Below are 24,897 nucleotides of genomic sequence, written 5' to 3' on the forward strand. Positions count from 1 at the left end.
AGCTGGCTCAGCCGCCCATTTCCTTAGTAACCGAGGTCCTGAACCGGCGGCTTACCGAAGAAATTAAGATCACTGACAGTGATCCATTGCTGCGCATAATTGACGTAGTAGAGGCCGAACAGCACCATGGCGAGAACCGTGGCGCGCTTCGCGATCAAGCGAGGGCGGAAGTTCACGGGCGCACTGTCCGCATGACCCTTCTCAACCCGATATCCCTCGACTTCGTTCGGCGTGCGCAGGCCGAAAGGCATGACGAGGAAGGCGCTCAGGACCCAGAACAGGCCGTAGATCGCCACCATCGAAGTCCACTGCATCGCCATATCGTCAGTCCTCCAGCAGCATCACCTGCACTTGCGGCTTCTTGCCCGACCAGCGGGTAGCGGCACGCCGGGCGGCAAGGCGCGCAGCCTCGACACGCACTTCGCGATCGGATTTCTTGGCGCGGCCGAGTGCATCGGCAACGTCGCGCTGCGCTTCCTCGACGAACTTGGGATAGTCCTCGTCAAGCGGAAGGCCGATAGCCGCAACCTTCACATGCCCGCGCCGGTCCGCAGCCACCGAGACCACGCCGTTGGACGCGATCCGGCGGCGCATGATCATGGCATCGCCGTCAGCCGGGGCAATGATGTCGCCGTCGAGGATCAGCCGCCCAGCGCGCACTTCGCCGAACTTGCCCGGATTTCCGGGAGCAAGCCGAACCAGATCGCCGTTCTTCTGGAAGACCGCCTTGGGAATTCCGCTTTCAAGCCCAAGCCGGGCCTGTTCGCGCATGTGGCGGATTTCGCCGTGAACGGGCAGCAGGATTTCAGGACGTATCCAACCATAGAGCGCGACCAGCTCCGGCCGTCCGGGATGACCCGAAACGTGGATCATGCTCTGCCGGTCCGTGACGATCACGATGCCTGCGTCCGAAAGGCGGTTCTGGATACGACCGATGGAGATTTCATTGCCGGGAATCTGGCGGCTTGAGAACAGGACGACGTCGCCCTTCTCAAGCTTGATCGGATGATTGCCGTCGGAGATACGCGAGAGCGCCGCACGCGGCTCGCCCTGCCCGCCCGTGGCCACGATAAGCACTTCGCCGCGCGGAAGATCCATCGCGGTTTCCACGTCGATCAGTTCGGGCAGCTTCTTGAGATAGCCGCTGGCCTGACCGGTCTCGATTATGCGGTCCAGCGAGCGCCCGGCCACGCAAAGCTTGCGATTGGTCTTGCGCGCGACTTCGCCCAGCGTCTGCAAACGGGCCACGTTCGAGGCGAACGTAGTGACCAGGACACGCCTGCCGCGATGCATCTTCACTTCCTCCAGCAGCCCGCGATAGACATCGCCTTCGGAACCGGACGCCTGCGGATTGAACACGTTGGTAGAATCGCAGACAAGCGCGAGAACGCCGTCATCGCCAATCGCCGTGAGTTCGGCCTTGGTCGCAGGCGTGCCGACTTGCGGTTCATCGTCCAGCTTCCAGTCGCCCGTGTGGAAGATGCGGCCGAACGGCGTATCGATCAGCAGCGCGTTGCCTTCGGCGATCGAATGGGCCAGCGGAACGTAGCGGATACCGAAAGGACCGATCTGGAACGCGTCGAGGTGATCGATCACGATCAGTTCGACTTCGCCGAGGATACCTGCTTCTTCCAGCTTGGCAGCGACGAGGCGCGCGGTGAAAGGCGTCGCATAGATCGGAACATCGAGTTCCTGCGCGAAATAGGGAACCGCGCCGATATGATCCTCGTGCGCGTGCGTGAGAACGATGCCCAGAAGGTTCTCGCGCTCGCCTTCGATAAAGTCGAGATCGGCGAAGACGAGGTCCACCCCCGGGTATTCGTTCATCCCGAAGGTCATGCCCAGGTCGACCATCAGCCACTTGCCCTGGCAGCCGTAGAGATTGACGTTCATGCCAATCTCGCCCGACCCACCGAGCGCACAAAACAGCAGTTCGTTACCTGGAATCACTTCTTGGATGCCCTTTCGGCAAGAATTGCGAGGCCTTCGAGCGTCAGGTCGGGATCGACCGCGTCGAAAATACTGGAAGCCTCGTCGAACAATACGGCTAGCCCGCCGGTCGCTATGACCTTGGCGGGGCGCCCGATTTCGGCGCGCATGCGGGCGATCAGGCCCTCCATCATCGCCACGTAACCCCAGAACACGCCGATCAGCATCTGGTCCTCGGTATTACGGCCGATCACGCTCTTCGTCGCAGGCACCGCGATGGCGATACGCGGCAGCTTGGCCGTATTCCCCACCAGAGCATCAAGCGAGAGATTGATGCCCGGCGCGATGATGCCGCCCTTGTAGGCGCCGCGATAGTCTACCACGTCGAAAGTCGTCGCGGTGCCGAAATCGACGACGATGAGATCGCCGCCATGGCGTTCATGCGCGGCGATGGCATTGACCGCGCGGTCTGCGCCGAGCGACTTGGGCTGATCGACATCGATGTCGATCGCATAGTCCGCCTTGCCAACGCCTGCGACCAGCGGTTCGACATCGAAGTAATGCCGGCAGAGAATTTCGAGGTTGTGCAGCGCACGCGGAACCACGGTGGAAATGATGATGCTGTCGATCTCATCGGCGGCAACGCCGCGGATCGAGAGAAGCTGCATCAGCCAGACCGCATATTCATCACCCGTGCGGCGCGGATCGGTGGCGATGCGCCAGCGACCGCGCAAGGTGCGGCCCTCGAACAGCGCGAAGACGACATTGGTGTTGCCGGCATCGATGGCAAGCAGCATGGAATTTCCTTCAGGCGAGCGAGACGTCACCGGCGTGGGCGACACGTAGGGACCCGTCGGCAAGACGCAAGCGCAATGCTCCATCCGGGTCAAGCCCGGCAAAGGCGCCCGGGACCATCCCTTCCTCATCCATGGCCACCAACAGTGGAGTGCCCTGCGGATGGGCGTGGCGGGTCCATTCGGCCAGCGTGGATGCCAGTCCTTCGGATCGCCACCGCACCAGACGTGCGGCAAAGCAGGACGCCAGATCGCCCAGGACGGCCTGTGCATCGCCGCTATGGGCAGGGTTTTCCGAAAGGATCGAAGTGGTTGCCCGGTCCGGCAGCCGAGGCGCGCTTACCACGTTGACGCCGATGCCGGCGATCACATGATCGCCCGTGCGCTCCAACAGGATGCCGCAGATCTTGGCGCCGCCGACCAGTACGTCGTTCGGCCACTTCAACTGGCAATCCGTGCCCCCGCGAAGCCGCAGGGCCATGAGATCGCGCACGGCAAGCGCGGCGACGAAAGCCAGCGTGTGGACGGGAGGGTCATCGGCTCTCAGCGCGATAACGGTGCTGGCGTAGAGATTGCCCTCAGGCGAAGACCATTGGCGACCGCGGCGGCCGCGTCCGGCGCTCTGCCTGACCGCACGCAGCCAGAAACCTTCCGCAAGCCCCTCCCCGGCGCCGAGGCGCCGGGAAAGGTCCGCGTTGGTGGAAGCGGTCTCTTCGACGACCTCGATCAAAGGCCGGTGAACAGAGCGGCCGAAGCCGTTTCAGTCAGGTGGCCGAGCCACTTGGTGAGCAGGAAGCCGAGCGGCGAGATAAACACGCACGAACCCACGAGGATCAGCTTGTGCCAGATGTCGCTCTCTCCCTGCACCACGTCGGCAGGTTCGTCGAAGTAAACGACCTTGACGACCTTGAGGTAGTAGAAAGCGCCGATCACCGAGGCCGCGAAGCCGATGGCGGCAAGCGCAATCATGCCGCCGTCCACAGCCGCCTTGAACACCAGGAACTTGCCCCAGAACCCGAAGAGCGGCGGAATACCGGCAAGGCTGAACATGATCATCGCCAGCGCCAGGGACAGGCCCGGACGGCTGCGCGAAAGGCCGGCCATCTTGGCGATGTCCTCGACCGGGTTACCGTCGGCATCTTTGAGCATGAGGATCACGACGAAGCCGCCCACCGTCATCGCAACGTAGATTGCGAGGTAGAACAGCATGGCCGAAATGCCCTGCGGGGTTGCCACGGCAAGGCCGACGAGCATGAAGCCGACGTTGTTGATCGACGAATAGGCCATCAGTCGCTTGATGTTCGACTGGCCGATGGCGCCAAGGGCACCCACGACGATCGAGGCGAGCGCGGCGAAGACCACGATCTGCTGCCAGGCAGCCGCCTGGTCGCCAAAGGCTTCGACGGCAACGCGCATGGTCAGGCCGAGCGCTGCGACCTTGGGGGCCGTGGCGAAGAGCGCGGTAACCGGGGTCGGCGCGCCTTCATAGACGTCCGGCGTCCACATGTGGAACGGAACGGCACTGATCTTGAAGGCAAGGCCGGCGAAGACGAAGACGATGCCGAACAGCGCGCCGTTCGAGAGACCGTGCACCATCGAGGCACTGATACCGGCAAACGAGGTGGTTCCGGCGAAGCCATAGGTCAGGCTCATGCCGAAGAGCATGATACCCGAAGCCAGCGCGCCCAGCACGAAGTACTTGAGGCCGGCTTCGGCCGAACGACCGTCAGTGCGCAGGAACGCCGCGAGGACGTAAGCGGCCAGCGAGTTCATTTCGAGGCCGATGTAGAGCGTCAGCAGGTCGGTAGCCGAGACCATCATGCCCATGCCCAGCGAGGCGAGGAGCACGAGAACCGGATACTCCGCACGCATCGCCTTGAAGCGGTCGAAGTAGGCCGGGGCGATCACCAGCGACACGGCGGCCGAGAGGTAGATCAGGATCTTGGCATAGGACGCGAAGGCGTCGGCACGGAACTGGCCGAAGAAGGCCGAGGTTTCGGCACCCATGGCGCCGCCGCAAAGCGCGGGGGCGACCAGGATGCCGGCGGCGACGAGCGCCGCCACGGCGAGAACGGAGATCAGCCTGGCTGCCTTGTCACCGCCCCAGGCGGCAATGAGGAGCAAGACGAGGCTTGCGACGCTAAGCGTTTCTTCCGGCGCGATAAGGCGCAGCGACTGTGACCAGTCCATCAGTGTGCCCCCTCATGCGCGGCTGCTTCTTCATGTGCAGGCTTTTCCTTGCCCATGACCAACTTGGCGTCTCCTTCCGGCTTTGCGCGAGCGAGCCGGGCGTCGAGTGCGGCAATATCTGCGCGCATCGGAGCGATGAAGCTCTCGGGATAGACGCCCATCCACAGGACCGCGAGGCCGAGCGGGATCACCATCAGGTATTCACGCAGGTCGAGGTCGGCCATGGCGGCGGCATCGGCATTCTTCTGGTCGCCAAAGACGACACGGCGATAGAGGTAGAGCATGTAGGCGGCACCCAGGATGATGCCGGTGGTGCAGATCAGCGCCGTCCAGCTCGATGCCTGGTAGATACCGCCGAGGCTCAAGAATTCGCCGACGAAACCGCTGGTGCCCGGAAGGCCGATCGAGGCCATCGTGAAGAGCAGGAAGAACAGCGCATAACGCGGCATGTTGATGGCAAGACCGCCGTAGCGGCTGATCTCACGGGTGTGCAGGCGATCGTAGATGATGCCGACGCTGAGGAACAGCGCGCCCGAGACGAGACCGTGGCTCAGCATGACCAGCATCGAGCCTTCGAGGCCCTGCGGATTGAAGGCGAAGAGACCGATGGTCACGATCGCCATGTGCGCGACCGACGAATAGGCGATCAGCTTCTTCATGTCGTCCTGCACCAGCGCGATGAGCGAGGTGATGACGACAGCGGCCATCGACAGGCCCCAGACCAGCGGCGCGAAGTAGGCCGAAGCTTCCGGGAACATCGGCAGCGAGAAGCGGATGAAACCGTAGCCGCCCATCTTCAGCAGCACGCCTGCCAGGATCACCGAGCCCGCGGTCGGCGCCTGAACGTGCGCCGCCGGGAGCCAGGTGTGGACCGGCCACATCGGCATCTTCACCGCGAAGCTGGCGAAGAAGGCGAGCCACAGCCAGGTCTGGACCTGCGGATCGAAGTCATAGGTCATCAACGTGGGGATGAAGGTCGTGCCGGCGGTGTGGACCATCCACAGCATCGCCACGAGCATCAGCACCGAGCCGAGCAGCGTGTAGAGGAAGAACTTGTAGGAGGCGTAGATGCGATCCGCGCCACCCCAGATGCCGATGATCAGGTACATCGGAATGAGGCCGGCTTCGAAGAACATGTAGAACAGGAAGATATCCTGGGCCGTGAAGACGCCGATCATCAGCGTTTCGACGAGCAGGAACGCCGCCATGTATTCGCCCACGCGCTTCTCGATCGAGTTCCAGCTCGCGCCGATGCAGATCGGCATGAGGAAGACGGAAAGCTCGATCAGGAGCAGCGCGATACCGTCGATGCCGAGGGCGTAGGAGAAGCCCGAGAACAGCTCGTGCCGTTCCTGGAACTGCCACTGCGCACCGCCGACGTCGAAGTTCAGCCAGAGGACGACACCAAGGGCAAGGTTCGCAAGGGTGGCGAGAAGCGCCACCATGCGTGCCGATTTGGCATCAAGGTAGAGACATGCCAGCGCCGCCGCGAGCGGCACCAGCAACATCAGACTGAGGATCGGAAAACCACTCATCATCTTATCCCGCGATCACCCAGCTGATGGCGCCGACAAGGCCCAGCAGCATGACAAGAGCGTAGCTGTACAGATAGCCCGACTGGACCTTCTGCGCGTAAGTCGAACCCCTGGCGACGACCCAGGCCGCACCGTCGGGACCGAACTTGTCGATCACGCCGATATCCAGGATCTTCCAGAACACCTTGCCGAGCCAGAATGCGGGACGGACGAAGATGATGTTGTAGAGCTCGTCGAACATCCACTTGCGGTACACGAAGGTGTAGACCGGCCCGAGCTGTTCGGCGACTGCCTTGGGGAACGAGATGTTCTTGATGTAACCGTACCATGCGGTCAGCAGGCCCAGCGACATCACGGTGAACGGCGCCCACTTCACCCAGGTCGGCACGCCGTGCATGGCGTGGATCAGGTGTTCGTGGAAGACCAGCGCACCCTTCCAGAACTCACCCGTCCCTTCCGAGACGAAGGCATGCTGGAAGACGAAGCCGGCAAGTACCGCGCCCGTTGCCAGGATCAGCAGCGGCAACAGCATGACCAGCGGGCTCTCGTGCGGGTGATAGCCACCCGTACCGTCGCCATGCGCCGTGTAGTCCGGACCGCGCGAACCGAGTTCGGGAGCCGCGTGAGCATGTGCATCATCGGCATGGTCGTCATGTGCGTGATCGTCATGACCATGGTCGTCGTGACCGTGGCCGTGCGCATCATGCACCGCGTGCTGGATATGCTCCGACTGGATCCAGCGCGGCTTTCCGAAGAAGGTCAGGAAGACCAGGCGCCAGGAGTAGAAGCTGGTCATCAGCGCAGCGGCGATGCCCATCCAGAAGGCGAAACCGCCAACTGCCGTGCCCGAACCGAACGCCGCCTCAAGGATGGCGTCCTTCGAGTAGAACCCTGCGAAGCCGACGAAGCCCGCGATACCAACGCCGGTGATGGCCAGCGTACCCGCCGTCATCGTCCAGAAGGTGATCGGGATGTGCTTACGCAGAGCGCCGTAGAAGCGCATGTCCTGCTCATGGTGCATCGCATGGATCACCGAGCCCGCACCGAGGAACAGCAGTGCCTTGAAGAAGGCGTGCGTGAACAGGTGGAACATGGCCGCGCCATAGGCGCCGACGCCGGCGGCGAAGAACATGTAGCCGAGCTGCGAACAGGTCGAATAGGCGATGACGCGCTTGATGTCCCACTGCGTGCAGCCGACGGTGGCCGCGAAGAAGCAGGTGCAGGCGCCGACGAAAGCCATGACGTGCATCGCCGTTTCGCTGGTCTCGAACATCGGGGACAGGCGGCAGACCATGAAGACGCCCGCGGTGACCATGGTGGCCGCGTGGATCAGCGCCGACACCGGGGTCGGGCCTTCCATCGCGTCCGGAAGCCAGGTGTGCAGGCCGAGCTGCGCCGACTTGCCCATCGCGCCCACGAACAGCAGGAGGCAGATCACGGTCATCGTGTCGAAGCGATAGCCGAGGAACCCGATGGTCGAACCGGCCATGCCGGGCGCCGCGTGCAGGATCTCGGGGATCGAGACCGTGCCGAACACCAGGAAGGTGGCGAAGATGCCGAGCATGAAGCCAAGGTCACCCACGCGGTTGACCACGAAGGCCTTGATCGCGGCGGCACCGGCCGAAGGCTTGCGGAACCAGAAGCCGATCAGGAGATACGAGGCAAGACCCACGCCTTCCCAACCGAAGAACATCTGCACCAGGTTGTCAGCGGTCACCAGCATGAGCATGGCGAACGTGAAGAGCGACAGGTACGCGAAGAAGCGCGGCTGATCCGGCTCCTCGCTCATGTAGCCCCAGGAATAGAGGTGAACGAGCGCGGAAACGGAAGTCACGACGACGAGCATGACCGCAGTCAGCGAGTCCACGCGCAGCGACCAGTCGAAGGTCATCGCGCCCGACTGGACCCACTTGAGCACCGGGACAACGGCAGCTTCGGCGTTTCCGGTCAGGAAACCGATGAAGATCGGCCAGCTCAACGCACAGGCGACAAACAGCGCGCCGGTCGTCAGGACCTTTGCGGGGACGTGGCCGAGCTGCTTGTTGCCCAGCCCGGCGATGATCGCTGCCAGTAACGGCAGGAAGACGATGATCAGGATCGGGTGCAAGGCCTTATCCCTTCATCCGGTTGACGTCGTCGACGGCGATGCTGCCGCGGCCACGGAAATAGATCACGAGGATAGCAAGCCCCACTGCGGCCTCGCCGGCAGCGACCGTCAGCACGAACATCGCAAAGATCTGGCCCGTGAGGTCGTGCAGGAACGCGCTGAACGCGACGAGGTTGATGTTGACCGCAAGCAGGATCAGTTCGATCGCCATGAGCAGAACGATGACGTTCTTGCGGTTCAGGAAAATGCCGAGGACGCCGAGCACGAAGAGGATCGAGCTCACGACCACGTAATGTTCGACGCCGATCACAGCGAAACCCCCTTGCCGACTTCCGGCTTGACGTTGACGGTCGCCTCATCAGGGCGACGCGCGATCTGCTTGCTGACCTTCTGGCCGCGCGTGTCACCGCGCTGACGGTGAGTCAGGACAATGGCGCCAACCATCGCGACGAGCAGGATCAGGCCGGCCGCTTCGAACAGGAACAGATAGCGGCTGTAGAGCAGTCCGCCGATGGCCTCGATGTTGGATGCACCGGTCGGCGTCGCTGCCGTACCGTCAGGCGTGCCGAGGTTCAGGGCGCCGGCCTTGTAGGCACCAAGGCCCAGCACCATCTCGGCAAGCAGCACCACGGCTACAAGCATCCCGAGCGGGAAGTTCTTGACGAACCCTGCCCGCAGTTCGGCGAAGTCGATGTCGAGCATCATGACGACGAACAGGAAGAGCACCGCGACCGCGCCGACGTAGACGATGACGAGCAGCATGGCGATGAACTCGGCACCGGTGAGCATCATGAGCCCGGCGGCGTTGAAGAACGCCAGGATCAGGAACAGCACCGAATGGACCGGGTTACGGGAAAGGATGGTGGCGGCCGCCGAAGCGATCGTCAGCACCGCAAAAAGGTAGAAGGCGAAAGTCTGGATCATGTCCGCGGCCCCCTATCGGTACGGTGCGTCGGCTTCAAGGTTAGCGGCGATAGCACGCTCCCACTTGTCCCCGTTCGCCAGCAGCTTGGCTTTGTCATAAAGCAGTTCTTCGCGCGTTTCGGTCGCATATTCGAAGTTCGGCCCCTCGACGATGGCGTCCACCGGGCAGGCTTCCTGGCAGAAGCCGCAGTAGATGCACTTCGTCATGTCGATGTCGTAGCGCGTGGTACGGCGCGAACCGTCATCGCGCGGCGCGGCTTCGATCGTGATCGCCTGCGCCGGGCAGATCGCCTCGCAAAGCTTGCAGGCGATGCAGCGTTCCTCGCCGTTGGGATAACGGCGAAGGGCGTGCTCACCACGGAAGCGGGGCGAAAGCGGGTTCTTCTCGAAGGGGTAGTTGATCGTCGCCTTGGGCTTGAAGAAATACTTCAAGGTCAGCCAGTGCGCCTTCACGAACTCCCAGAGCGTGAAGCTCTTTATGAGTTGTCCGACGGTCATTGGAAGTGTCCGGTAGCCATGAGGTAGCCGCTGACGAGTACGACGAACAGCAGCGATACGGGCAGGAAGACCTTCCAGCCCAGGCGCATCAACTGGTCATAGCGGTACCGGGGAACGGTAGCCTTGATCCAGCTGAACACGAAGAAGAAGAAGAAGACCTTGAGCAGGAACCATACGAAGCCCGGCACGAGGTAGAGAACGGGGATGTCGAGCGGCGGCAGCCATCCGCCCCAGAACAGCGTCGCATTGAGCGCGCACATCAGGAGCACGTTGGCATATTCGCCCAGCCAGTATGCGGCGAATGCCATCGACGAATATTCGGTCTGGTAACCGGCGACGAGTTCCGATTCCGCTTCGGCAAGGTCGAAGGGCGCGCGCTGCGTTTCCGCAAGGCTCGAAATCAGGAACATGACCCACATCGGGAACAGCAGCGGGTTAGCGACGAAACCGTTGATGATGCCGAAGACGTGGCCCTTCTGCGCCCAGACGATGTCGTTCATGTTGAACGTGCCCGCCCACAGCACGACGCAGATCAGGATGAAGCCGATCGAGACTTCATACGAGATCATCTGCGCCGAAGCGCGCATCGCCGAGAAGAACGGGTACTTCGAGTTCGAAGCCCAGCCCGCCATGATCGTGCCGTAGACACCCAGCGAACTGATCGCGAGGATGTAGAGCAGGCCGATGTTGATATTGGCCAGGATCGCGCCCGAATTGAACGGGATCACCGCCCAGGACAGCAGCGCCAGCGTGAAGGTCACGATCGGCGCGATCAGGAACAGGCCCTTGTTCGCAGCCGAGGGAACGATGGTTTCCTGAAGGAAGACCTTCAGGCCGTCCGCGAAGGACTGAAGCAGGCCGAACGGGCCGACCACGTTGGGGCCGCGGCGCAGCGCCATGGCAGCCCAGATCTTGCGGTCGACATAGATGATCATGGCGACGGCCAGCATCAGCGGCAGCGCTATGAGCAGGATGCCGCAGACGGTGGACACGAACCATGCCCACTCGTAGCTCATCCCGAGATTCTGGAAGAAAGCGGTCATTCCGCGGCCTCCGCCAGGTCTTCACCGTGAAGCAGTTCGGCCGAGCAACGCTGCATGACGGCGCTCGCGCGGGCGATCGGGTTGGTCATGTAGAAGTCCTTGATCGGATAGGCGATCTGGCCGGCAGCGGAACCGCCCCCGGCAGGCAGAACGCTCCCGTAGTCGGCGAGGCCTTCGCTGCCAAGTGCAGGAACTTCCTCGATCATTGCGTTTCGCAACTGATCGAAGCTGTCGAACCCGACCGAGACGCCGAAAGCGTCGGCAAGGGCGCGAAGGATCGTCCAGTCCTCGCGGGCATCGCCCGGAGCGAACACGCCCTTGTCGGACCACTGCACGCGGCCTTCGGTGTTGACGTAAGTGCCGGCCTTTTCGGTATAGGCCGAAGCCGGCAGGATGACGTCAGCGGCATGAGCGCCCTTGTCGCCGTGGTGACCGATGTAGACGATCATCGAACCGGCGAACTGGGTGAAGTCCACTTCGTCGGCGCCGAGCGCGAGCAGAACCTTGGGCTTGGCGGCGACGAGATCGGCAATGCCGCCCTTCTGCGCGTAACCGAGCATCAGGCCGCCCATGCGGGCCGCTGCCATGTGGAGGACGTTGAAGCCGTTCCAGTTGGTGCCGTCTTCAAGGTCGCGAACCAGGTTGAACTGGGCGGCGAGCGCGAGGCCCGCTTCCAGACCGCCACGGCCGAGCGCCGCACCGCCAAGGATGACCGCCGGACGCTTCGCGTTCGACAGCGCATCGGCGACGTTCTGCGGAAGGTTGCCGAGGACCGAGAGGTCTTCGCCGAGGAATTCGCCGCCGAAGGTGGTTTCCCACTCGGGACCGACGAGGAACACCTTGGCGCCCCGCTTCACCGCCTTGCGCAGGCGGACGTTGAGAAGCGGCGCTTCCCAGCGCACGTGGCTGCCGGCGATCAGGATCGCGTCGGCGGTCTCGATCCCTGCGAACGTGGTGTTGAAGTTGACGGCGGCGAGGCTGTCGGTTGCATAGTCCATCCCGGTCTGGCGACCTTCGATGAGCGTCGAACCGAGCGCGCCGACCAGCTTCTTGGCGGCGAACATCGTTTCGCAATCGACCATGTCGCCGGCGACCGCAGCGATCGAGTTGCCCGGGTTCAACGTGGCGATGGCAGCGAAGGCCTCGTTCCAGCTGACCGCGACGAGCTTGCCGTCACGGCGCAGGAACGGCTTGTCGAGACGGCGCTTGGTAAGGCCGTCGACCATGTAGCGCGCCTTGTCGCTGATCCATTCCTCGTTGACGTCGTCGTTGTTACGAGGAAGCACGCGCAGCACTTCGCGGCCGCGCGCATCGATGCGGATGTTGGCGCCGGTGGCGTCCGACACGTCGATGCCCAGCGTCTTCTTGAGTTCCCAGGGGCGGGCCTCGAAGGCGTAGGGACGCGAGGTAAGTGCGCCAACCGGGCAGAGATCGATCACGTTGGCCGACATCTCGTGCTTGGCAGCATGTTCGAGATAGGTGGTGATCTGCATGGACTCGCCGCGATAGAGCGCGCCGATCTCGTCCACACCGGCGATCTCTTCCGAGAAGCGCACGCAGCGGGTGCAGTGGATGCAGCGCGTCATCGTCGTCTTGATGAGCGGGCCCATGTACTTTTCAGTGACCGCGCGCTTGTTCTCGTCGTAGCGCGAAGCGCCGCGACCGTAAGCGACGGACTGGTCCTGAAGGTCGCACTCGCCGCCCTGATCGCAGATCGGGCAATCGAGCGGGTGGTTGATGAGGAGGAACTCCATCACCCCTTCCCGCGCCTTCTTGACCATTTCGGAATCCGTGCGGATTTCCTGGCCTTCGGTAGCCGGAAGCGCGCACGAAGCCTGGGGCTTGGGCGGTCCGGGCTTCACTTCGACCAGGCACATGCGGCAATTGCCGGCGATGCTCAGGCGCTCGTGATAACAGAAGCGCGGGATTTCCTTGCCGGCAAGCTCGCAGGCCTGCAGCACGGTTGCGCCGTTGGGGACGTCGATCTCGACGCCGTCGACTTTGACCTTGGGCATTACTCGGCAGCCTCGCGGACGTTTTCGGCGATCCGGCGCTCAAGCTCCGGACGGAAATGACGGATCAGGCCCTGGATCGGCCACGCCGCAGCGTCGCCCAGAGCGCAGATGGTGTGGCCTTCGACCTGCTTGGTCACCTGCTGCAGCATGTCGATTTCCTCGACTTCCGCGTCGCCGGTGCGCAGGCGCTCCATCACGCGCCACATCCACCCCGTGCCTTCGCGGCAGGGGGTGCACTGGCCGCAGGACTCGTGCTTGTAGAAGTACGAGATCCGGCTGATGGCGCGGACGATGTCGGTGGACTTGTCCATGACGATGACGGCAGCGGTGCCGAGGCCCGAGCCGACAGCCTTCAGGCCGTCGAAGTCCATCGGGGCGTCCCAGATATCGGCGGCCGGAACCAGCGGAACCGACGAACCGCCGGGAATCACCGCCAGCAGGTTGTCCTTGCCGCCGCGAATGCCGCCGCAATGACGCTCGATCAGTTCGCTGAACGGGATCGACATCTCTTCCTCGACCACGCAGGGACGGTTCACGTGCCCGCTGATCTGGAAGAGCTTGGTGCCCTTGTTGTTCTCTCGGCCGAAGCTGGAGAACCAGGCTGCGCCGCGACGCAGGATGGTGGGCGCAACAGCGATCGATTCCACGTTGTTGACCGTGGTCGGGCAGCCGTAGAGGCCTGCGCCGGCCGGGAACGGCGGCTTCAGGCGGGGCTGGCCCTTCTTGCCTTCGAGGCTTTCGATCATCGCGGTTTCTTCGCCGCAGATGTAAGCGCCGGCGCCGCGGTGGACGAAGACGTCGAAATCGTAGCCCGAACCGCAGGCGTTCTTGCCCAGCAGGCCGGCTGCGTAAGCCTCTTCACGCGCCTTGAACAGCGTCTCGGCTTCACGGATGTATTCGCCGCGAATGTAGATGTAGGCCGCGCGCGCACCCATGGCGAAGCCGGCGACCAGCGCACCTTCGAACAGGAGATGCGGGTCGTGGCGCATGATCTCGCGATCCTTGCACGAACCGGGCTCGGATTCGTCGGCATTGATGACGAGGAAGCTGGGCTTCGGGTTGCCGGCCTGGTCGAGCGGCGGCTGCTTGGGCATGAAGGACCACTTCATGCCGGTGGGGAAGCCCGCACCGCCGCGACCGCGCAGACCCGATGCCTTCATCTCGTCGATGATGGCGTCACGGCCGCGCTCGATCAGCGCCTTGGTGTTGTCCCAGGCGCCGCGCGCCTGCGCTTCCTTCAGGTTCCACGGCTGATAGCCGTAGAGGTTGGTGAAGATGCGATCCTTGTCGGCGAGAGCCATTACCACTCACTCCGATAGTCATGATTGGCCGTGATCATCGCGGCCAGGTTAGTCGGCTCACCGACGGGCTCGACGGTGTGTCGGGCAGGATCCTGCGTCCCGGCCTTCGGCGTTTCACCACGCGCCAGCGCGTCGAGCACCGCGTTCAGACGGTCCGACGTGAGGTCTTCGTAGTTGTCGTCGTTGATCTGGACCATCGGAGCCGAGGCGCAGTTGCCCATGCATTCGACCTCGGTGAACGACCAGAGGCCGTCTTCCGAAATGTGGCCCTTCTTCATGCCGCGCGACTTGCACGTGGCGAGAAGGTCGTCCGAACCACGCAGCATGCACGGCGTCGTGCCGCAGACCTGCACGTGAAAGCGGCCGATCGGCGCGATGTTGTACATCGTGTAGAACGTCGCGACCTCGACGACGCGGATTACCGGCATGTCGAGATAGGCGGCGATGTATTCCATCACCGGGATCGGCAGCCAGCCCTGCGTGTTCAGCTCTGCACCGACCTGGCGCTGGGCGAGGTCGAGAAGCGGCATCACCGCCGAGCGCTGGCGCCCGTCGGGATAGCGGGACACGACTTCCTTCGCCTTTTCGGCGTTTTCGGCGGTCCAGGCGAAATTGCCCCAACGGGCCCGAAGTTCGGGCGAGTCGGGTTCGATATAGCGGTCAGCCATGCTTACCCCTGCGCTTCAGCCACTGGTCCTGGCCGAAAAGAAACAATTCGAAACCGCCGATCGCGGTTACCAGCATCGGCAGCACGGCCGTGGGCTGGAGACCGATATAGACGGCAGCAAAGTACCAAACCGCAAGGGCCACGCCGGTGACGGCGGCCCAGATGCGGGTCAGTTCGAGCGTGTTGAATTTCATCGGATGAACTCAACCCGCGAGCACTTGTCACCCTCGAAGCTGTAGACCGCGAGAACGTCGAAAGGCTCGACAAGATCGGAACCGTCCGTTGCCGGACCGCGCGTCACGTGTTCACGGAAAACGACATAGTTGTCGGTTTCTTCACGCGAAACGATCTCGGCCTTGTTCTCGGGCCACCTGGCGAAAGCCGCCTTGAGACCCGAGCGCGTGCCCTCCTTGCCCTCGCGAACCACAGCGCCGCGATAGTTCGCTTCGCTGGCTTCGTCGGTCATGTAGGTCACGTAGAGATCGGCATCCTGCGCGTTGTAGGCCGCGATCATGGCTTCGGCGATTGCGAGGCGGCTCAACGGTCGCACTCCCCGAACACGACGTCGATGGCGCCGAGGATGGCGGTCGCGTCAGGAAGCATGTGGCCCTTCGACATGAAGTCCATCGCCTGGAGGTGCGAGAAGGCGGTCGGGCGGATCTTGCAGCGATACGGCTTGTTGGAGCCGTCCGAGACGAGATAGACGCCGAATTCGCCCTTCGGGCTCTCGGTGGCGACGTAGACTTCACCGGCAGGCACATGGAAGCCTTCGGTGTAGAGCTTGAAGTGATGGATCAGCGATTCCATCGACTGCTTCATCTCGCCGCGCTTCGGCGGCGAAACCTTGCGGTCGGAGGAGGCGATCGGACCTTCCGGCATCTCGGCGAGGCACTGCTTCATGATCCGGGCCGACTGACGCACTTCCTCGACGCGGACCATGAAGCGGTCGTAGCAGTCAGAGTTGGTGCCGACGGGGATCTCGAAGTCCATGCGGTCGTAGACGTCGTAGGGCTGCGACTTGCGCAGATCCCAGGGAATGCCCGCGCCGCGGATCATCGGGCCGGAGAAGCCCCATGCCAGCGCGTCTTCCTTGCTCACCAGCGCGATGTCGACATTGCGCTGCTTGAAGATGCGGTTGTCGACCACGAGGCTCATCGCGTCCTCGAACAGCGTCGGCAGGCGGGTATCGAGCCAGTCGGCGATGTCGGTCAGCAGCTTGAGCGGCACGTCCTGATGAACGCCGCCTGGACGGAACCACGCGGAGTGCATGCGCGCGCCCGAAGCGCGTTCGAAGAAGTTGAGGCAATCCTCGCGGATTTCGAACAGCCACAGGTTCGGGGTCATCGCGCCCACGTCCATGACGTGGGAGCCGATGTTGAGCATGTGGTTGCAGATGCGCGTCAGCTCGGCGAACAGCACGCGAAGGTACTGCGCGCGGATCGGCACTTCGAGGTTGAGCAGCTTCTCGATCGCCAGGACGTAGGAATGCTCCATCCCCAGCGGCGAGCAGTAGTCCAGACGGTCGAAATACGGCAGCGCCTGGAGGTAGGTCTTGTGCTCGATCAGCTTTTCGGTGCCGCGATGCAGCAGGCCGACGTGCGGATCGATGCGCTCGATGATCTCGCCATCGAGTTCCATGACCATGCGCAGAACGCCGTGCGCCGCAGGGTGCTGCGGGCCGAAGTTGATCGTGTAGTTGGTGATGACTTCATCGCCGGTGGTCGGCGACTGCTCGAGCTGGATGCTCACTTGTCGTCTCCCTTCGCGGAATCGCCGGACTTCTCGGCAGCCTTGTCGTTCGCCTTGTCACCGGCGCCGGTATCAGCCTTGCTGTCGGTAGTCTTCGGCTTCTCGACCGGCGGCGGCGCAGGCTGCTGCGCAGCCTTCTCGTCGCCGGGAAGAACGTATTCGGCGCCTTCCCACGGGCTCATGAAGTCGAACTGGCGCAGGTCCTGCGCAAGCTTGACCGGTTCGTAGACGACGCGCTTGTCCTCTTCGGAATAGCGCAGTTCCACGTAGCCGGTCAGCGGGAAGTCCTTGCGGAACGGATGGCCTTCGAAACCGTAGTCGGTCAGGATGCGGCGCAGGTCCGGGTTGCCAGCGAAGATCACGCCGTACATGTCGAACACTTCGCGTTCGAGCCAGCCCGCGTTCGGCCACAGCGTGGTCACGGTGGGAACCGGCGTGTTCTCGGCCGCGGAAACCTTCACCATGAGGCGATGGTTCTTCGTCACCGAAAGCAGCATGTAGACGACTTCGAAACGCTCGGGCCGCGACGGGAAGTCGACGCCAGCCATTTCCATGAGCTGCTGGTATTCGTGATGGTCACGCAGCAGGCGCAGGGCGTTCTCGATCTGGTCGCGCGCGACGGTGAGCACGACTTCGCCGTGCTCCTCGCGGGCAGCGGTCAGCACCGGACCGAGTGCGGCCGAGAGAGTCTCGATCACACCTTCGTTCGAGGCGAATTTGGGGGCGGAATGCAGAACGGTCATCGTGCCCTTACCTCTCGAGCGTGCCGGCGCGGCGGATCTTGCGCTGCAACTGCATCACGCCATAGAGCAGCGCCTCGGCGGTCGGAGGGCAGCCCGGCACGTAGATGTCGACCGGAACGATGCGGTCGCAGCCGCGCACGACGCTGTAGCTGTAGTGATAGTAGCCGCCGCCATTGGCACACGAGCCCATCGAGATGACATACTTTGGGTCCGACATCTGGTCGTAGACCTTGCGGAGCGCCGGAGCCATCTTGTTGCACAGCGTGCCGGCCACGATCATCACGTCCGACTGGCGCGGAGAAGCGCGCGGCGCGGCGCCGAAGCGCTCCATGTCGTAGCGAGGCATGTTGACGTGGATCATCTCGACCGCGCAGCAGGCGAGACCGAAGGTCATCCACCACAGCGAGCCGGTACGGGCCCACTGGAACAGTTCCTCGGTCGAGGTGACCAGGAAGCCCTTGTCGGATACTTCCTGGTTGAGGTCCTTGAAGAATGCCTGATCGGGCTGCGTGATAGCGCCGCCCTGAACGTTGGCTGATGCGAGTGCCGGAGCGAGGGGCTGGCCGGCGGAGTTGACGAGCGTGCTCATTCCCAGTCCAGAGCTCCCTTTTTCCATGCGTAGGCGAGGCCGATGGCCAGTTCGCCGAGGAACACCATCATCGTCAGCCATCCGGCCCAGCCCGTCAGCTTCAGCGAAACGGCCCAGGGGAACAGGAACGCGGCTTCAAGGTCGAAGACGATGAAGAGGATCGCGACGAGATAGAAGCGGACATCGAACTGGCTGCGCGGGTCCTCGAACGCGGGGAAGCCGCATTCGTACTCGCTGTTCTTGTCGGCGCTTGGGTTGTGGGTGCCGGTCAGGCGAGCGACGCCCATCGGCAGCAGCACGATCACCGACGAGAGCGCGAGCGCGATCGCGAGAAAGATCAGGATCGGCAGGTATTGTGACAGATCAGTCAATGGTTCTGGCCTTCATACCGGATACGGCAAGCCGGACTCATGCCAATGGCAGTGCCCGGTTGTTGCGGGCGCTCTTAGGCCAGCCCTCCCCCCTCTGCAAGGTGTCCGAAGGGAATAAATGGCGGAACTCTGCGGTGTTGCAAGTCATTCGCAACAAGCCCTGAGCGGGACACGGTTCGTCATGATGCCGCATCAAGTCGAAACCCGCAGAAGTCGGGAGATTGGGCAATTTCGGAGCAAAAACAGCAAGCCGCCTCATTGATGCAAGATTTAGCATCCAGCTTGCGAAAATCGCCGCTGTCGAAGGCCTGCAAAGCGCTGGGCCAACGCCATGGGGATGGAGCATGCTTGCCCTGCGCTGAGGAGGAGTCACCAATTGCAATTGGTGCAGTGCAACACTACGTCGCTTCCGAAGGATACCTGATTTTCAAGCGTGAAAGGCATAATAATGGCCCAAATCTCGGCTTCAGACCCGATTGTCATTCTTTCCTATGCTCGTACTCCGATGGGCGGCCTCCAGGGCGCTTTCGCCGAAGTTTCGGCGACCGACCTCGGCGCAACGGCGGTGAAGGCCGCGGTCGAACGCGCCGGCGTGGCCGGTGAGGATATCGAACGCATCTATATGGGCTGCGTGCTGCCGGCCGGTCTTGGCCAGGCCCCTGCCCGTCAGGCCGCTCTCAAGGCCGGCCTGCCGAAGTCGGTCCAGGCCACCACGGTAAACAAGGTCTGCGGCTCGGGCATGCAGACTGTCATCATGGGCGCGGAAGCGCTCGCGTCCGGTTCGCTCGACGTGGTGATCGCCGGCGGCATGGAATCGATGACCAATGCGCCGTACCTGTCGAAGAAGCACCGCTCGGGCGCGCGCGCCGGGCACGACACGCTTTACGATCACATGTTCCTCGACGGCCTGGAAGACGCTTACGAAGGCGGCTCGATGGGCTCCTTCGCGCAAGTGACCGCCGACGAGTACCAGCTCACCCGCGAAAACCAGGACGATTACTCGATCGAATCCCTGCGCCGCGCCCAGGAAGCGATCACCAGCGGCGCGTTCCGGAACGAAGTCGTCCCCGTCACCGTCAAGACCCGCAAGGGTGAAGTCGTGATCGACAGCGACGAACAGCCGCCCAAGGGCAATCCCGACAAGATCCGCACCCTGCGCGCCGCCTTCGCCAAGGACGGCACGATCACCGCCGCCAGCTCCAGCTCGATTTCCGACGGCGCCGCCGCGGTCGTCATGACCCGCGCCAGCTTCGCCGCCGACAAGGGCCTCTCGCCCGTCGCTACGGTGGTGGGCGTGTCGGCCCATGCGCAGGAGCCCGCCAAGTTCACCACCGCCCCCGTCGGCGCGATCACCAAGCTGATGGACAAGGTGGGCTGGCAACTCTCGGACGTCGACCTGTTCGAAGTGAACGAGGCGTTCGCCTGCGTCGCCATGTTCGCCATGCACGACCTCGGCATCCCGCACGACAAGGTCAACGTTCACGGCGGCGCGACGGCGCTCGGCCATCCGATCGGCGCTTCCGGCACGCGCATCATCGTCACCCTCATCAATGCCCTGAAGGAAAAGGGCCTGAAGAAGGGCGTCGCCTCGCTCTGCATCGGCGGCGGCGAAGCGACTGCGGTGGCGATCGAACTGGCCTGATCCGGCCGGACCGCCACTCGGCCGAAAAAGAAAAACCCCGCCGTAATCCGGCGGGGTTTTTCTTTGTGTTCAGGTTATTGCGGGAGATACTTCAGGGCGCGCCTGCACCCCACAGCGTTTCCTGATCGACGAAGCCCTTGTGCCCTTCCACGTCGAACGGGCACCATCCCTGCTTGCAGTCGCCCAGCAGGCCGATCACCCCCGGTTGCACCCGCCATAGCATCGGCGACGACGAATTGGGCTCGGCATGCATTTCCACAAGCCCCTTCGCCTTGACCAGCGCCGCGCGTTGGCGGGAAAGCAACAGGTCACGCATCCAGCCCTTGTCGCCGTCCGGGTCCTCGATCAGGCGCCATGGGCCTTCGCGGCGGATCACTTTCACCGGCAGGTGTGGACGGCGATAGACCCAGTCGATCCTGTACGATTCGCCCGGCCCCACCCGCAGGTTGGCCAGGTCCGTATCGATGGATGCCCAGTAGGGAACCTTGTCGTCATCGGCGGCATGGGCAGGCGCAACCGCCCCGCAGAGGGCAGCGGTGCACGCAATTGCGGCTCCCGTGACGATACGGCCCCTGATGACGGACCTGGCCGCAACGATCGACTGTCGGATATTCCAGCGAAACATCGCCATTTCATACGCTGCCGAATGCCTCTTCTTCAAGGTTTCTTGACCGGCCGCCTGTGGAAGGCCTAGCCCATTTCCGAAATGACGCTGGTTACCGAAACACCCCTCGCCCATTCGCAGTTCGAGCGCCCCCGCGTGATCGTCACCCGGCGCCTCCTGCCTGCTGTCGAAGCACGCATGGCCGAACTCTTCGATGTCGTTCTCAATGAGGACGATAAGCCCATGGACAGGGCCGCCCTCGCACAGGCGATGAGCGAATGCGAAGTGCTGGTCCCAACCGTGACCGACCGGATCGATGCCGAACTGATCGCACAGGCCGGTCCGCGACTCGGGCTGATAGCCAGCTTCGGCGCGGGCACCGAACATATCGACGTCGCCGCCGCGCGGGCACGCGATATCGTGGTCACCAATACGCCCGGCGTCTTCACCGACGATACCGCCGATCTGACGCTTGCCCTCATCCTGTTCACGGCACGCCGCTTTGGCGAAAGTGCCAGAGTGCTCTACCGGGGAGAATGGACCGGTTGGGGCCCCTCCGCCATGCTGGGGCAAAGCCTTGCCGGCAAGACACTCGGCATCGTCGGCATGGGCCGCATCGGAAAGGCGGTCGCCCACCGTGCCAGAGCTTTCGGCATGGAGATCGTCTATCACAACCGGCACCGCCTGCCCGCCGCGATCGAGAGCGGGTTCGCGGCACGCTACGAAGGCGATCTCGATCGGCTTTTCGCCGAATCCGACGTCGTGACCCTGCACTGCCCTGCCGTTCCCGGCACCGATCACCTGATCAACGCCCGCACGCTCGGCCTGATGAAACCCAATGCCTGCCTCATCAACACCGGACGCGGCAAGCTGGTGGATGAAGACGCCCTGATCGCCGCCCTGTCCTCAGGCCGCATCGCCGGGGCCGGGCTCGACGTATTTGCACAGGAACCGGCAGTGGACCCCAGGCTGCTCGCCCTGCCCAACGTTGTCGCCCTGCCTCATCTCGGCAGCGCCACGCACGAAGGACGCGGCGCGGCGGGAGAGCGGATCATCGCCAATATCCGCTTCTGGGTAGACGGCCACCGTCCGCCCGATCAGGTACTTCCCGAGCTTACCTAAGCGCAATTCCCTAATCCCATTCTTGTCTCCGGCCGATTTACTGCGTTAAGTCCCGCCCTGACGACGGCGGCCCGGTGCGCGGTCCCGGCCTCATGGGGAAAATCGATGACCAGACGGGGCCTGCTGCCCATTCTCGCCGCGCTCACGGCGCTGCCCGGCCCGGCCATGGCGCAGGCTGGACGGATCGACGTGGCCGATAGCGGCGACACCGCATGGATGCTGGCCGCAAGCGCACTGGTCCTGCTCATGGCGATCCCCGGCCTCGCGCTGCTTCATTCCGGCTCGGTCCGCGCCCGCAATGCCCTTTCGGTCCTGATCCAGTCCGGCGCCATCGTTGCGGTCGTTACCCTGCTCTGGGCTGTCGTGGGCTATACGCTGGCTTTCGGCGACCTTTCGGGTGGCTGGATCGGCGGCGGAAACGCCTGGATGCTGATCGACCTCGGGAATGTGCGTAGCGGCACCCAACTGCCGGAAAGCGTGTTCGTGCTGTTCCAGATCGCCGTCGCCGCGCTGCCCCCGGTACTCATGGCCGGAGCCTGGGCCGAACGCGCGCGTTTCGGTTGGGTCGTGGCGTTCTGCGCGCTTTGGACGCTGGTCGTTCAGGCACCGATCGCCCATTGGATCTGGGGCGGCGGCTGGCTCTCGCGCACGGTGGGCACGCTCGATTGGGCAGGCGGCCTCGCCATGTTCACCAGCGCCGGGGTTTCTGCACTGGTCGTCGCCGTCATGATGGGCCGGCGCATCGGCTTTCCCCGCGAAACCGGGCGAGCCCACAATCCCGTAATGGCTCTGGCCGGAACCGCGTTCCTGTGGGCCGGTGCATTCGGCCTGTGCGGCGGCTGGGCGCTTTCCGCGAATGACGATGCGGCAGCCGCCGTCATCGCCGCTCACCTCGCGATAGCGGCCGCCGTGCTGACGTGGCTGGGGATCGAACGCCTTGCCACCGGCCGGGTAAGCGCTGCGGCGAGCGGTAAAGGCGTGCTCGCCGGGATCGCCGTGATCGCACCTGCCGCAGGCTATGTCTCGCCGGGAGCGGCGATCCTGTTCGGTATCGTCGGCGCCGCGGTCGGCTATCAGGCCCGGCGCTTCGTTCGCCGCGCGCTGCAGATCGACGACGCGATGGACGTGTTCGCCGTGGCGGGGCTCAGCGGCATGGCCGGCGCGCTCCTGCTTGCGCCGTTCCTCTCGGTAGACCTCGGAGGCGTGGGATATTATCCCGGCAACACCATGATTTCACAGCTTATTGCCCAGGTGTCCGGACTTGGTGTGGTGGTTGCCTGGTCCGTTGCAGCAACCGCCATCGTCGCGCTCATGGCTTCGCTGGCCTTCCCGATGCGGGTATCGGAAGATGCCGAACGCGCCGGTCTCGATCGTTCGAACCACGGTCATGGCGAGGACGTATCATGATGGCGAGCTATCTGCGCGGCATCGGCGCGACCTTGCGAGCGAGCTTCGATTTCACCGGCAAGGCATCACGCGGCGAACTCTGGGCCTACCTGCTCGCCGCCAGCATGATCGCTGCGCTGCTTTCGACAGTCATCTCATGGTTCGTCGATGACCGGAGCGCTGGCGTGGCAGCGCTGGCCATCGGTCTGGTTTGCGCAGTTCCCGCGCCAGCCCTCGCCATCCGACGCTTGCACGATTTCGGTCGCAGCGGCTGGTGGAGCGCGGCGCTCGTCATCGGCGGATTGCGGGCACTCCTGCTCGAAGGTCTCCAGATCGCCTTCGGATGGAACGTGCGCAGCGCGGTGGAGAACATCGTCAGCTGGGTGGACTGGGCGATCTTCCCGGCTTTCGGGCTCGTATACCTGGCGTTGCTGGCCTGGCCGGGCAAGCGCGCCGGGCCCGCGCGGCCGGTTGGCGGGGCAGCCTGAGCCGCCCCGCCTTTTCCCGGGTCAGTCCGGCTTCTTGGGCAGCGCGATTTCCGCGATGCCTGCGCACATCAGAGTGCCCTTCTGGTTCATCATCTTGTGCTTCACCTGCACGAGGTGGCGGCCTTCCTCGTCCACCATCTTGTCGACGACTTCGGCCGTCTGGATCGTGACGTCGCCCGAGAGGGCCGGGCCGCGATAATTGGCGGTGGAGTGGACGACCATGCCCCATTCACCGGCCCAACCGCCGAGATAGTCGGTCACCCAGGCGCCCATCGACGCACCATAGCCATAAGCGCGCGGCATACCGATCCTGCGGGCATACTTGGGGAACAGGTGCCCGCGCGATGGGCCGAAGTAGGCACCATCGGTCAGTTCCGGGTTGATCCGCTCCATGTGAGGATCATTCTCGTGCCCGGCCATTTCGGCCGTGAAGCCGAGCGCGGCCAGATCCAGTTCGCGGCGGTCGAGCGTGCCCCAGGTGGTGAACAGGAACGAGCGCCATTCGGTGGTGAAGCTGGCTACGGTATGAGGGCCAAAGACACGCTCGGGCAGGTTGTCACCCACCTGAACGTCATCCCACCAGCGCTCGCCATGCCCGAGATCGTGAAGCATCTGGATCCACGCGAACTTGCGTTCTTCCAGCTTTTCCAGTTCCTCGTCAGTCCATTCCGGCTCTTCGAACTCGGCAGTGTTGACGGTATCGCCGCCGGCATGGGCGAGATAGCGGATCGCGGTCGAGCGCTGCTTCGAGATCAGCTCGCCGTGCTGGTTGCGGTAGAAATTGTCGCCGCGCTGGAAGCAGGTCGGCCCGAAGCCGGTGTTCTTCACTACATAGTCGAACGGAATGCGTTCATTGGTGATGGTATCGCCGCCGAAGACGCGCGGACCATAGTGCCAGAACTCATCGCCGCCGAAGAGCAGGTGCGAATTGGGAATGCAGCCCACGCAGGAAGGCGAGGTGCCGTGACCATCGTCCATGACGATCGGGAAGCTCTGCGGCGCGACAAGGCGCCCATAGCGGCTTGCCGCGGCGTAGGCCGGATCGAAATGGATCAGGTTGGGGTAGTGCATGCCCTGGACCCAGCGCCGGATATCGTTGTTGCCCAGCGGCTCCCGGATCGGCGACGAATCGATGACCTTGCCGAGATATTGATCGATATCGGAGCAATCAAACTCCACAGCGGCCTGATCGGACATGGC

At 63.5% G+C, this 24,897-nt stretch carries 26 protein-coding genes; 4 read left to right on the plus strand and 22 right to left on the minus strand.

Features of this window, described 5'->3' with window-relative positions; genetic code table 11:
• Positions 1 to 23 precede the first annotated feature (23 nt).
• From ACLIMP_RS11760 to ACLIMP_RS11855, 20 genes are read right to left on the minus strand one after another with little or no spacing between them, the layout of a single operon-like run.
• Positions 24 to 314 (minus strand): DUF1467 family protein, encoded by a 291-nt coding sequence (locus tag ACLIMP_RS11760; protein WP_054437634.1) that lies wholly within the window; start codon positions 312 to 314, stop codon positions 24 to 26.
• Between the two features lie 10 nt (positions 315 to 324).
• Positions 325 to 1,950 (minus strand): ribonuclease J, encoded by a 1,626-nt coding sequence (locus ACLIMP_RS11765; RefSeq protein WP_324695574.1) that lies wholly within the window; start codon positions 1,948 to 1,950, stop codon positions 325 to 327.
• Positions 1,947 to 2,726, minus strand: a complete 780-nt coding sequence (locus ACLIMP_RS11770; RefSeq protein WP_054437641.1) for a type III pantothenate kinase — start codon at positions 2,724 to 2,726, stop codon at positions 1,947 to 1,949. Before ACLIMP_RS11770 ends, ACLIMP_RS11765 begins: the two co-directional genes overlap by 4 nt.
• Positions 2,727 to 2,736: 10 nt before the next feature.
• Positions 2,737 to 3,453, minus strand: a complete 717-nt coding sequence (locus ACLIMP_RS11775; protein WP_324695576.1) for a biotin--[acetyl-CoA-carboxylase] ligase — start codon at positions 3,451 to 3,453, stop codon at positions 2,737 to 2,739.
• A complete protein-coding gene (nuoN, locus tag ACLIMP_RS11780) occupies positions 3,450 to 4,913 on the minus strand; it encodes an NADH-quinone oxidoreductase subunit NuoN (RefSeq protein WP_054437642.1) in 1,464 nt (487 codons plus the stop codon). Before nuoN ends, ACLIMP_RS11775 begins: the two co-directional genes overlap by 4 nt.
• The gene (locus ACLIMP_RS11785) at positions 4,913 to 6,448 is read right to left on the minus strand and encodes an NADH-quinone oxidoreductase subunit M (protein ID WP_054437687.1); all 1,536 of its coding nucleotides are present in this window, start codon (positions 6,446 to 6,448) and stop codon (positions 4,913 to 4,915) included. The genes nuoN and ACLIMP_RS11785 overlap by 1 nt, the downstream gene beginning before the upstream one ends.
• A gap of 4 nt (positions 6,449 to 6,452) precedes the next feature.
• Positions 6,453 to 8,555: an NADH-quinone oxidoreductase subunit L gene (nuoL, locus tag ACLIMP_RS11790; protein ID WP_132469006.1), complete on the minus strand. Its 2,103-nt coding sequence runs from the start codon at positions 8,553 to 8,555 to the stop codon at positions 6,453 to 6,455.
• 4 nt (positions 8,556 to 8,559) lie between these two features.
• Positions 8,560 to 8,865 carry an NADH-quinone oxidoreductase subunit NuoK gene (nuoK, locus tag ACLIMP_RS11795; protein WP_054437643.1) on the minus strand — a complete coding sequence of 102 codons (306 nt, stop codon included), beginning with the start codon at positions 8,863 to 8,865 and terminating at the stop codon, positions 8,560 to 8,562.
• Positions 8,862 to 9,479, minus strand: a complete 618-nt coding sequence (locus ACLIMP_RS11800) for an NADH-quinone oxidoreductase subunit J (RefSeq protein ID WP_054437644.1) — start codon at positions 9,477 to 9,479, stop codon at positions 8,862 to 8,864. The genes nuoK and ACLIMP_RS11800 overlap by 4 nt, the downstream gene beginning before the upstream one ends.
• Before the next feature lie 12 nt (positions 9,480 to 9,491).
• The gene (gene nuoI / locus ACLIMP_RS11805; protein ID WP_054437645.1) at positions 9,492 to 9,977 is read right to left on the minus strand and encodes an NADH-quinone oxidoreductase subunit NuoI; all 486 of its coding nucleotides are present in this window, start codon (positions 9,975 to 9,977) and stop codon (positions 9,492 to 9,494) included.
• Entirely contained in the window at positions 9,974 to 11,020 is a 1,047-nt protein-coding gene (gene nuoH, locus ACLIMP_RS11810; RefSeq protein ID WP_054437647.1) for an NADH-quinone oxidoreductase subunit NuoH, read from the minus strand. Before nuoH ends, nuoI begins: the two co-directional genes overlap by 4 nt.
• On the minus strand, positions 11,017 to 13,035 hold the full coding sequence (gene nuoG / locus ACLIMP_RS11815) for an NADH-quinone oxidoreductase subunit NuoG (RefSeq protein WP_324695584.1): 2,019 nt from the start codon (positions 13,033 to 13,035) through the stop codon (positions 11,017 to 11,019). Before nuoG ends, nuoH begins: the two co-directional genes overlap by 4 nt.
• Positions 13,035 to 14,336, minus strand: coding sequence for an NADH-quinone oxidoreductase subunit NuoF (nuoF, locus tag ACLIMP_RS11820; RefSeq protein WP_324695587.1), 1,302 nt, complete (start codon positions 14,334 to 14,336; stop codon positions 13,035 to 13,037). Before nuoF ends, nuoG begins: the two co-directional genes overlap by 1 nt.
• The gene (locus ACLIMP_RS11825) at positions 14,336 to 15,004 is read right to left on the minus strand and encodes a complex I 24 kDa subunit family protein (RefSeq protein WP_185997316.1); all 669 of its coding nucleotides are present in this window, start codon (positions 15,002 to 15,004) and stop codon (positions 14,336 to 14,338) included. Before ACLIMP_RS11825 ends, nuoF begins: the two co-directional genes overlap by 1 nt.
• A complete protein-coding gene (locus tag ACLIMP_RS11830; protein ID WP_054437656.1) occupies positions 14,997 to 15,197 on the minus strand; it encodes a hypothetical protein in 201 nt (66 codons plus the stop codon). The genes ACLIMP_RS11825 and ACLIMP_RS11830 overlap by 8 nt, the downstream gene beginning before the upstream one ends.
• A complete protein-coding gene (locus ACLIMP_RS11835) occupies positions 15,194 to 15,544 on the minus strand; it encodes a nuclear transport factor 2 family protein (RefSeq protein ID WP_054437657.1) in 351 nt (116 codons plus the stop codon). Before ACLIMP_RS11835 ends, ACLIMP_RS11830 begins: the two co-directional genes overlap by 4 nt.
• Positions 15,541 to 16,752, minus strand: a complete 1,212-nt coding sequence (locus ACLIMP_RS11840; RefSeq protein WP_054437659.1) for an NADH-quinone oxidoreductase subunit D — start codon at positions 16,750 to 16,752, stop codon at positions 15,541 to 15,543. The genes ACLIMP_RS11835 and ACLIMP_RS11840 overlap by 4 nt, the downstream gene beginning before the upstream one ends.
• Positions 16,749 to 17,495 carry an NADH-quinone oxidoreductase subunit C gene (locus ACLIMP_RS11845; protein WP_054437660.1) on the minus strand — a complete coding sequence of 249 codons (747 nt, stop codon included), beginning with the start codon at positions 17,493 to 17,495 and terminating at the stop codon, positions 16,749 to 16,751. Before ACLIMP_RS11845 ends, ACLIMP_RS11840 begins: the two co-directional genes overlap by 4 nt.
• 7 nt (positions 17,496 to 17,502) lie before the next feature.
• On the minus strand, positions 17,503 to 18,084 hold the full coding sequence (locus ACLIMP_RS11850; RefSeq protein WP_054437661.1) for a NuoB/complex I 20 kDa subunit family protein: 582 nt from the start codon (positions 18,082 to 18,084) through the stop codon (positions 17,503 to 17,505).
• Entirely contained in the window at positions 18,081 to 18,455 is a 375-nt protein-coding gene (locus ACLIMP_RS11855; protein ID WP_054437662.1) for an NADH-quinone oxidoreductase subunit A, read from the minus strand. Before ACLIMP_RS11855 ends, ACLIMP_RS11850 begins: the two co-directional genes overlap by 4 nt.
• 448 nt (positions 18,456 to 18,903) lie before the next feature.
• On the opposite strand from ACLIMP_RS11855, the gene ACLIMP_RS11860 reads away from it, so the two are divergent.
• A complete protein-coding gene (locus ACLIMP_RS11860) occupies positions 18,904 to 20,097 on the plus strand; it encodes an acetyl-CoA C-acyltransferase (protein WP_132469004.1) in 1,194 nt (397 codons plus the stop codon).
• Between the two features lie 91 nt (positions 20,098 to 20,188).
• Here ACLIMP_RS11860 and ACLIMP_RS11865 read toward each other — a convergent pair whose 3' ends face one another.
• Positions 20,189 to 20,722 (minus strand): SH3 domain-containing protein, encoded by a 534-nt coding sequence (locus tag ACLIMP_RS11865; protein WP_185998771.1) that lies wholly within the window; start codon positions 20,720 to 20,722, stop codon positions 20,189 to 20,191.
• 81 nt (positions 20,723 to 20,803) lie between these two features.
• On the opposite strand from ACLIMP_RS11865, the gene ACLIMP_RS11870 reads away from it, so the two are divergent.
• The 3 genes from ACLIMP_RS11870 to ACLIMP_RS11880 all read left to right on the plus strand — a co-directional run bounded on the left by ACLIMP_RS11870 (position 20,804) and on the right by ACLIMP_RS11880 (position 23,697).
• Positions 20,804 to 21,823 carry a 2-hydroxyacid dehydrogenase gene (locus tag ACLIMP_RS11870; protein WP_324695596.1) on the plus strand — a complete coding sequence of 340 codons (1,020 nt, stop codon included), beginning with the start codon at positions 20,804 to 20,806 and terminating at the stop codon, positions 21,821 to 21,823.
• A gap of 105 nt (positions 21,824 to 21,928) precedes the next feature.
• Positions 21,929 to 23,230 (plus strand): ammonium transporter, encoded by a 1,302-nt coding sequence (locus ACLIMP_RS11875; protein ID WP_443477866.1) that lies wholly within the window; start codon positions 21,929 to 21,931, stop codon positions 23,228 to 23,230.
• Positions 23,227 to 23,697 carry a DUF805 domain-containing protein gene (locus ACLIMP_RS11880; RefSeq protein ID WP_324695600.1) on the plus strand — a complete coding sequence of 157 codons (471 nt, stop codon included), beginning with the start codon at positions 23,227 to 23,229 and terminating at the stop codon, positions 23,695 to 23,697. Before ACLIMP_RS11875 ends, ACLIMP_RS11880 begins: the two co-directional genes overlap by 4 nt.
• 21 nt (positions 23,698 to 23,718) lie before the next feature.
• Here the strand turns inward: ACLIMP_RS11880 and ACLIMP_RS11885 are convergent, their stop codons facing one another.
• On the minus strand, positions 23,719 to 24,894 hold the full coding sequence (locus ACLIMP_RS11885; RefSeq protein ID WP_054437666.1) for an FAS1-like dehydratase domain-containing protein: 1,176 nt from the start codon (positions 24,892 to 24,894) through the stop codon (positions 23,719 to 23,721).
• Positions 24,895 to 24,897 lie beyond the last annotated feature (3 nt).

Source organism: Novosphingobium aeonii, assembly GCF_052279045.1.
In the GTDB taxonomy this organism is placed as follows: domain Bacteria; phylum Pseudomonadota; class Alphaproteobacteria; order Sphingomonadales; family Sphingomonadaceae; genus Novosphingobium.

Excerpts from the sequence above, each read along its gene's own strand:
- nuoG (WP_324695584.1), bottom strand. The coding sequence starts at position 13,035 with ATGCCCAAGGTCAAAGTCGACGGCGTCGAGATCGACGTCCCCAACGGC.
- ACLIMP_RS11760 (WP_054437634.1), bottom strand. The coding sequence starts at position 314 with ATGCAGTGGACTTCGATGGTGGCGATCTACGGCCTGTTCTGGGTCCTG.
- ACLIMP_RS11875 (WP_443477866.1), top strand. The coding sequence starts at position 21,929 with ATGACCAGACGGGGCCTGCTGCCCATTCTCGCCGCGCTCACGGCGCTG.
- ACLIMP_RS11880 (WP_324695600.1), top strand. The coding sequence starts at position 23,227 with ATGATGGCGAGCTATCTGCGCGGCATCGGCGCGACCTTGCGAGCGAGC.
- ACLIMP_RS11785 (WP_054437687.1), bottom strand. The coding sequence starts at position 6,448 with ATGAGTGGTTTTCCGATCCTCAGTCTGATGTTGCTGGTGCCGCTCGCG.
- ACLIMP_RS11865 (WP_185998771.1), bottom strand. The coding sequence starts at position 20,722 with ATGTTTCGCTGGAATATCCGACAGTCGATCGTTGCGGCCAGGTCCGTC.
- ACLIMP_RS11860 (WP_132469004.1), top strand. The coding sequence starts at position 18,904 with ATGGCCCAAATCTCGGCTTCAGACCCGATTGTCATTCTTTCCTATGCT.
- nuoF (WP_324695587.1), bottom strand. The coding sequence starts at position 14,336 with ATGGCTCTCGCCGACAAGGATCGCATCTTCACCAACCTCTACGGCTAT.
- ACLIMP_RS11870 (WP_324695596.1), top strand. The coding sequence starts at position 20,804 with ATGACGCTGGTTACCGAAACACCCCTCGCCCATTCGCAGTTCGAGCGC.
- ACLIMP_RS11885 (WP_054437666.1), bottom strand. The coding sequence starts at position 24,894 with ATGTCCGATCAGGCCGCTGTGGAGTTTGATTGCTCCGATATCGATCAA.
- ACLIMP_RS11825 (WP_185997316.1), bottom strand. The coding sequence starts at position 15,004 with ATGGCTGACCGCTATATCGAACCCGACTCGCCCGAACTTCGGGCCCGT.
- ACLIMP_RS11770 (WP_054437641.1), bottom strand. The coding sequence starts at position 2,726 with ATGCTGCTTGCCATCGATGCCGGCAACACCAATGTCGTCTTCGCGCTG.
- nuoH (WP_054437647.1), bottom strand. The coding sequence starts at position 11,020 with ATGACCGCTTTCTTCCAGAATCTCGGGATGAGCTACGAGTGGGCATGG.
- ACLIMP_RS11830 (WP_054437656.1), bottom strand. The coding sequence starts at position 15,197 with ATGAAATTCAACACGCTCGAACTGACCCGCATCTGGGCCGCCGTCACC.
- ACLIMP_RS11850 (WP_054437661.1), bottom strand. The coding sequence starts at position 18,084 with ATGAGCACGCTCGTCAACTCCGCCGGCCAGCCCCTCGCTCCGGCACTC.
- nuoI (WP_054437645.1), bottom strand. The coding sequence starts at position 9,977 with ATGACCGTCGGACAACTCATAAAGAGCTTCACGCTCTGGGAGTTCGTG.
- ACLIMP_RS11800 (WP_054437644.1), bottom strand. The coding sequence starts at position 9,479 with ATGATCCAGACTTTCGCCTTCTACCTTTTTGCGGTGCTGACGATCGCT.
- nuoN (WP_054437642.1), bottom strand. The coding sequence starts at position 4,913 with ATGGACTGGTCACAGTCGCTGCGCCTTATCGCGCCGGAAGAAACGCTT.
- ACLIMP_RS11845 (WP_054437660.1), bottom strand. The coding sequence starts at position 17,495 with ATGACCGTTCTGCATTCCGCCCCCAAATTCGCCTCGAACGAAGGTGTG.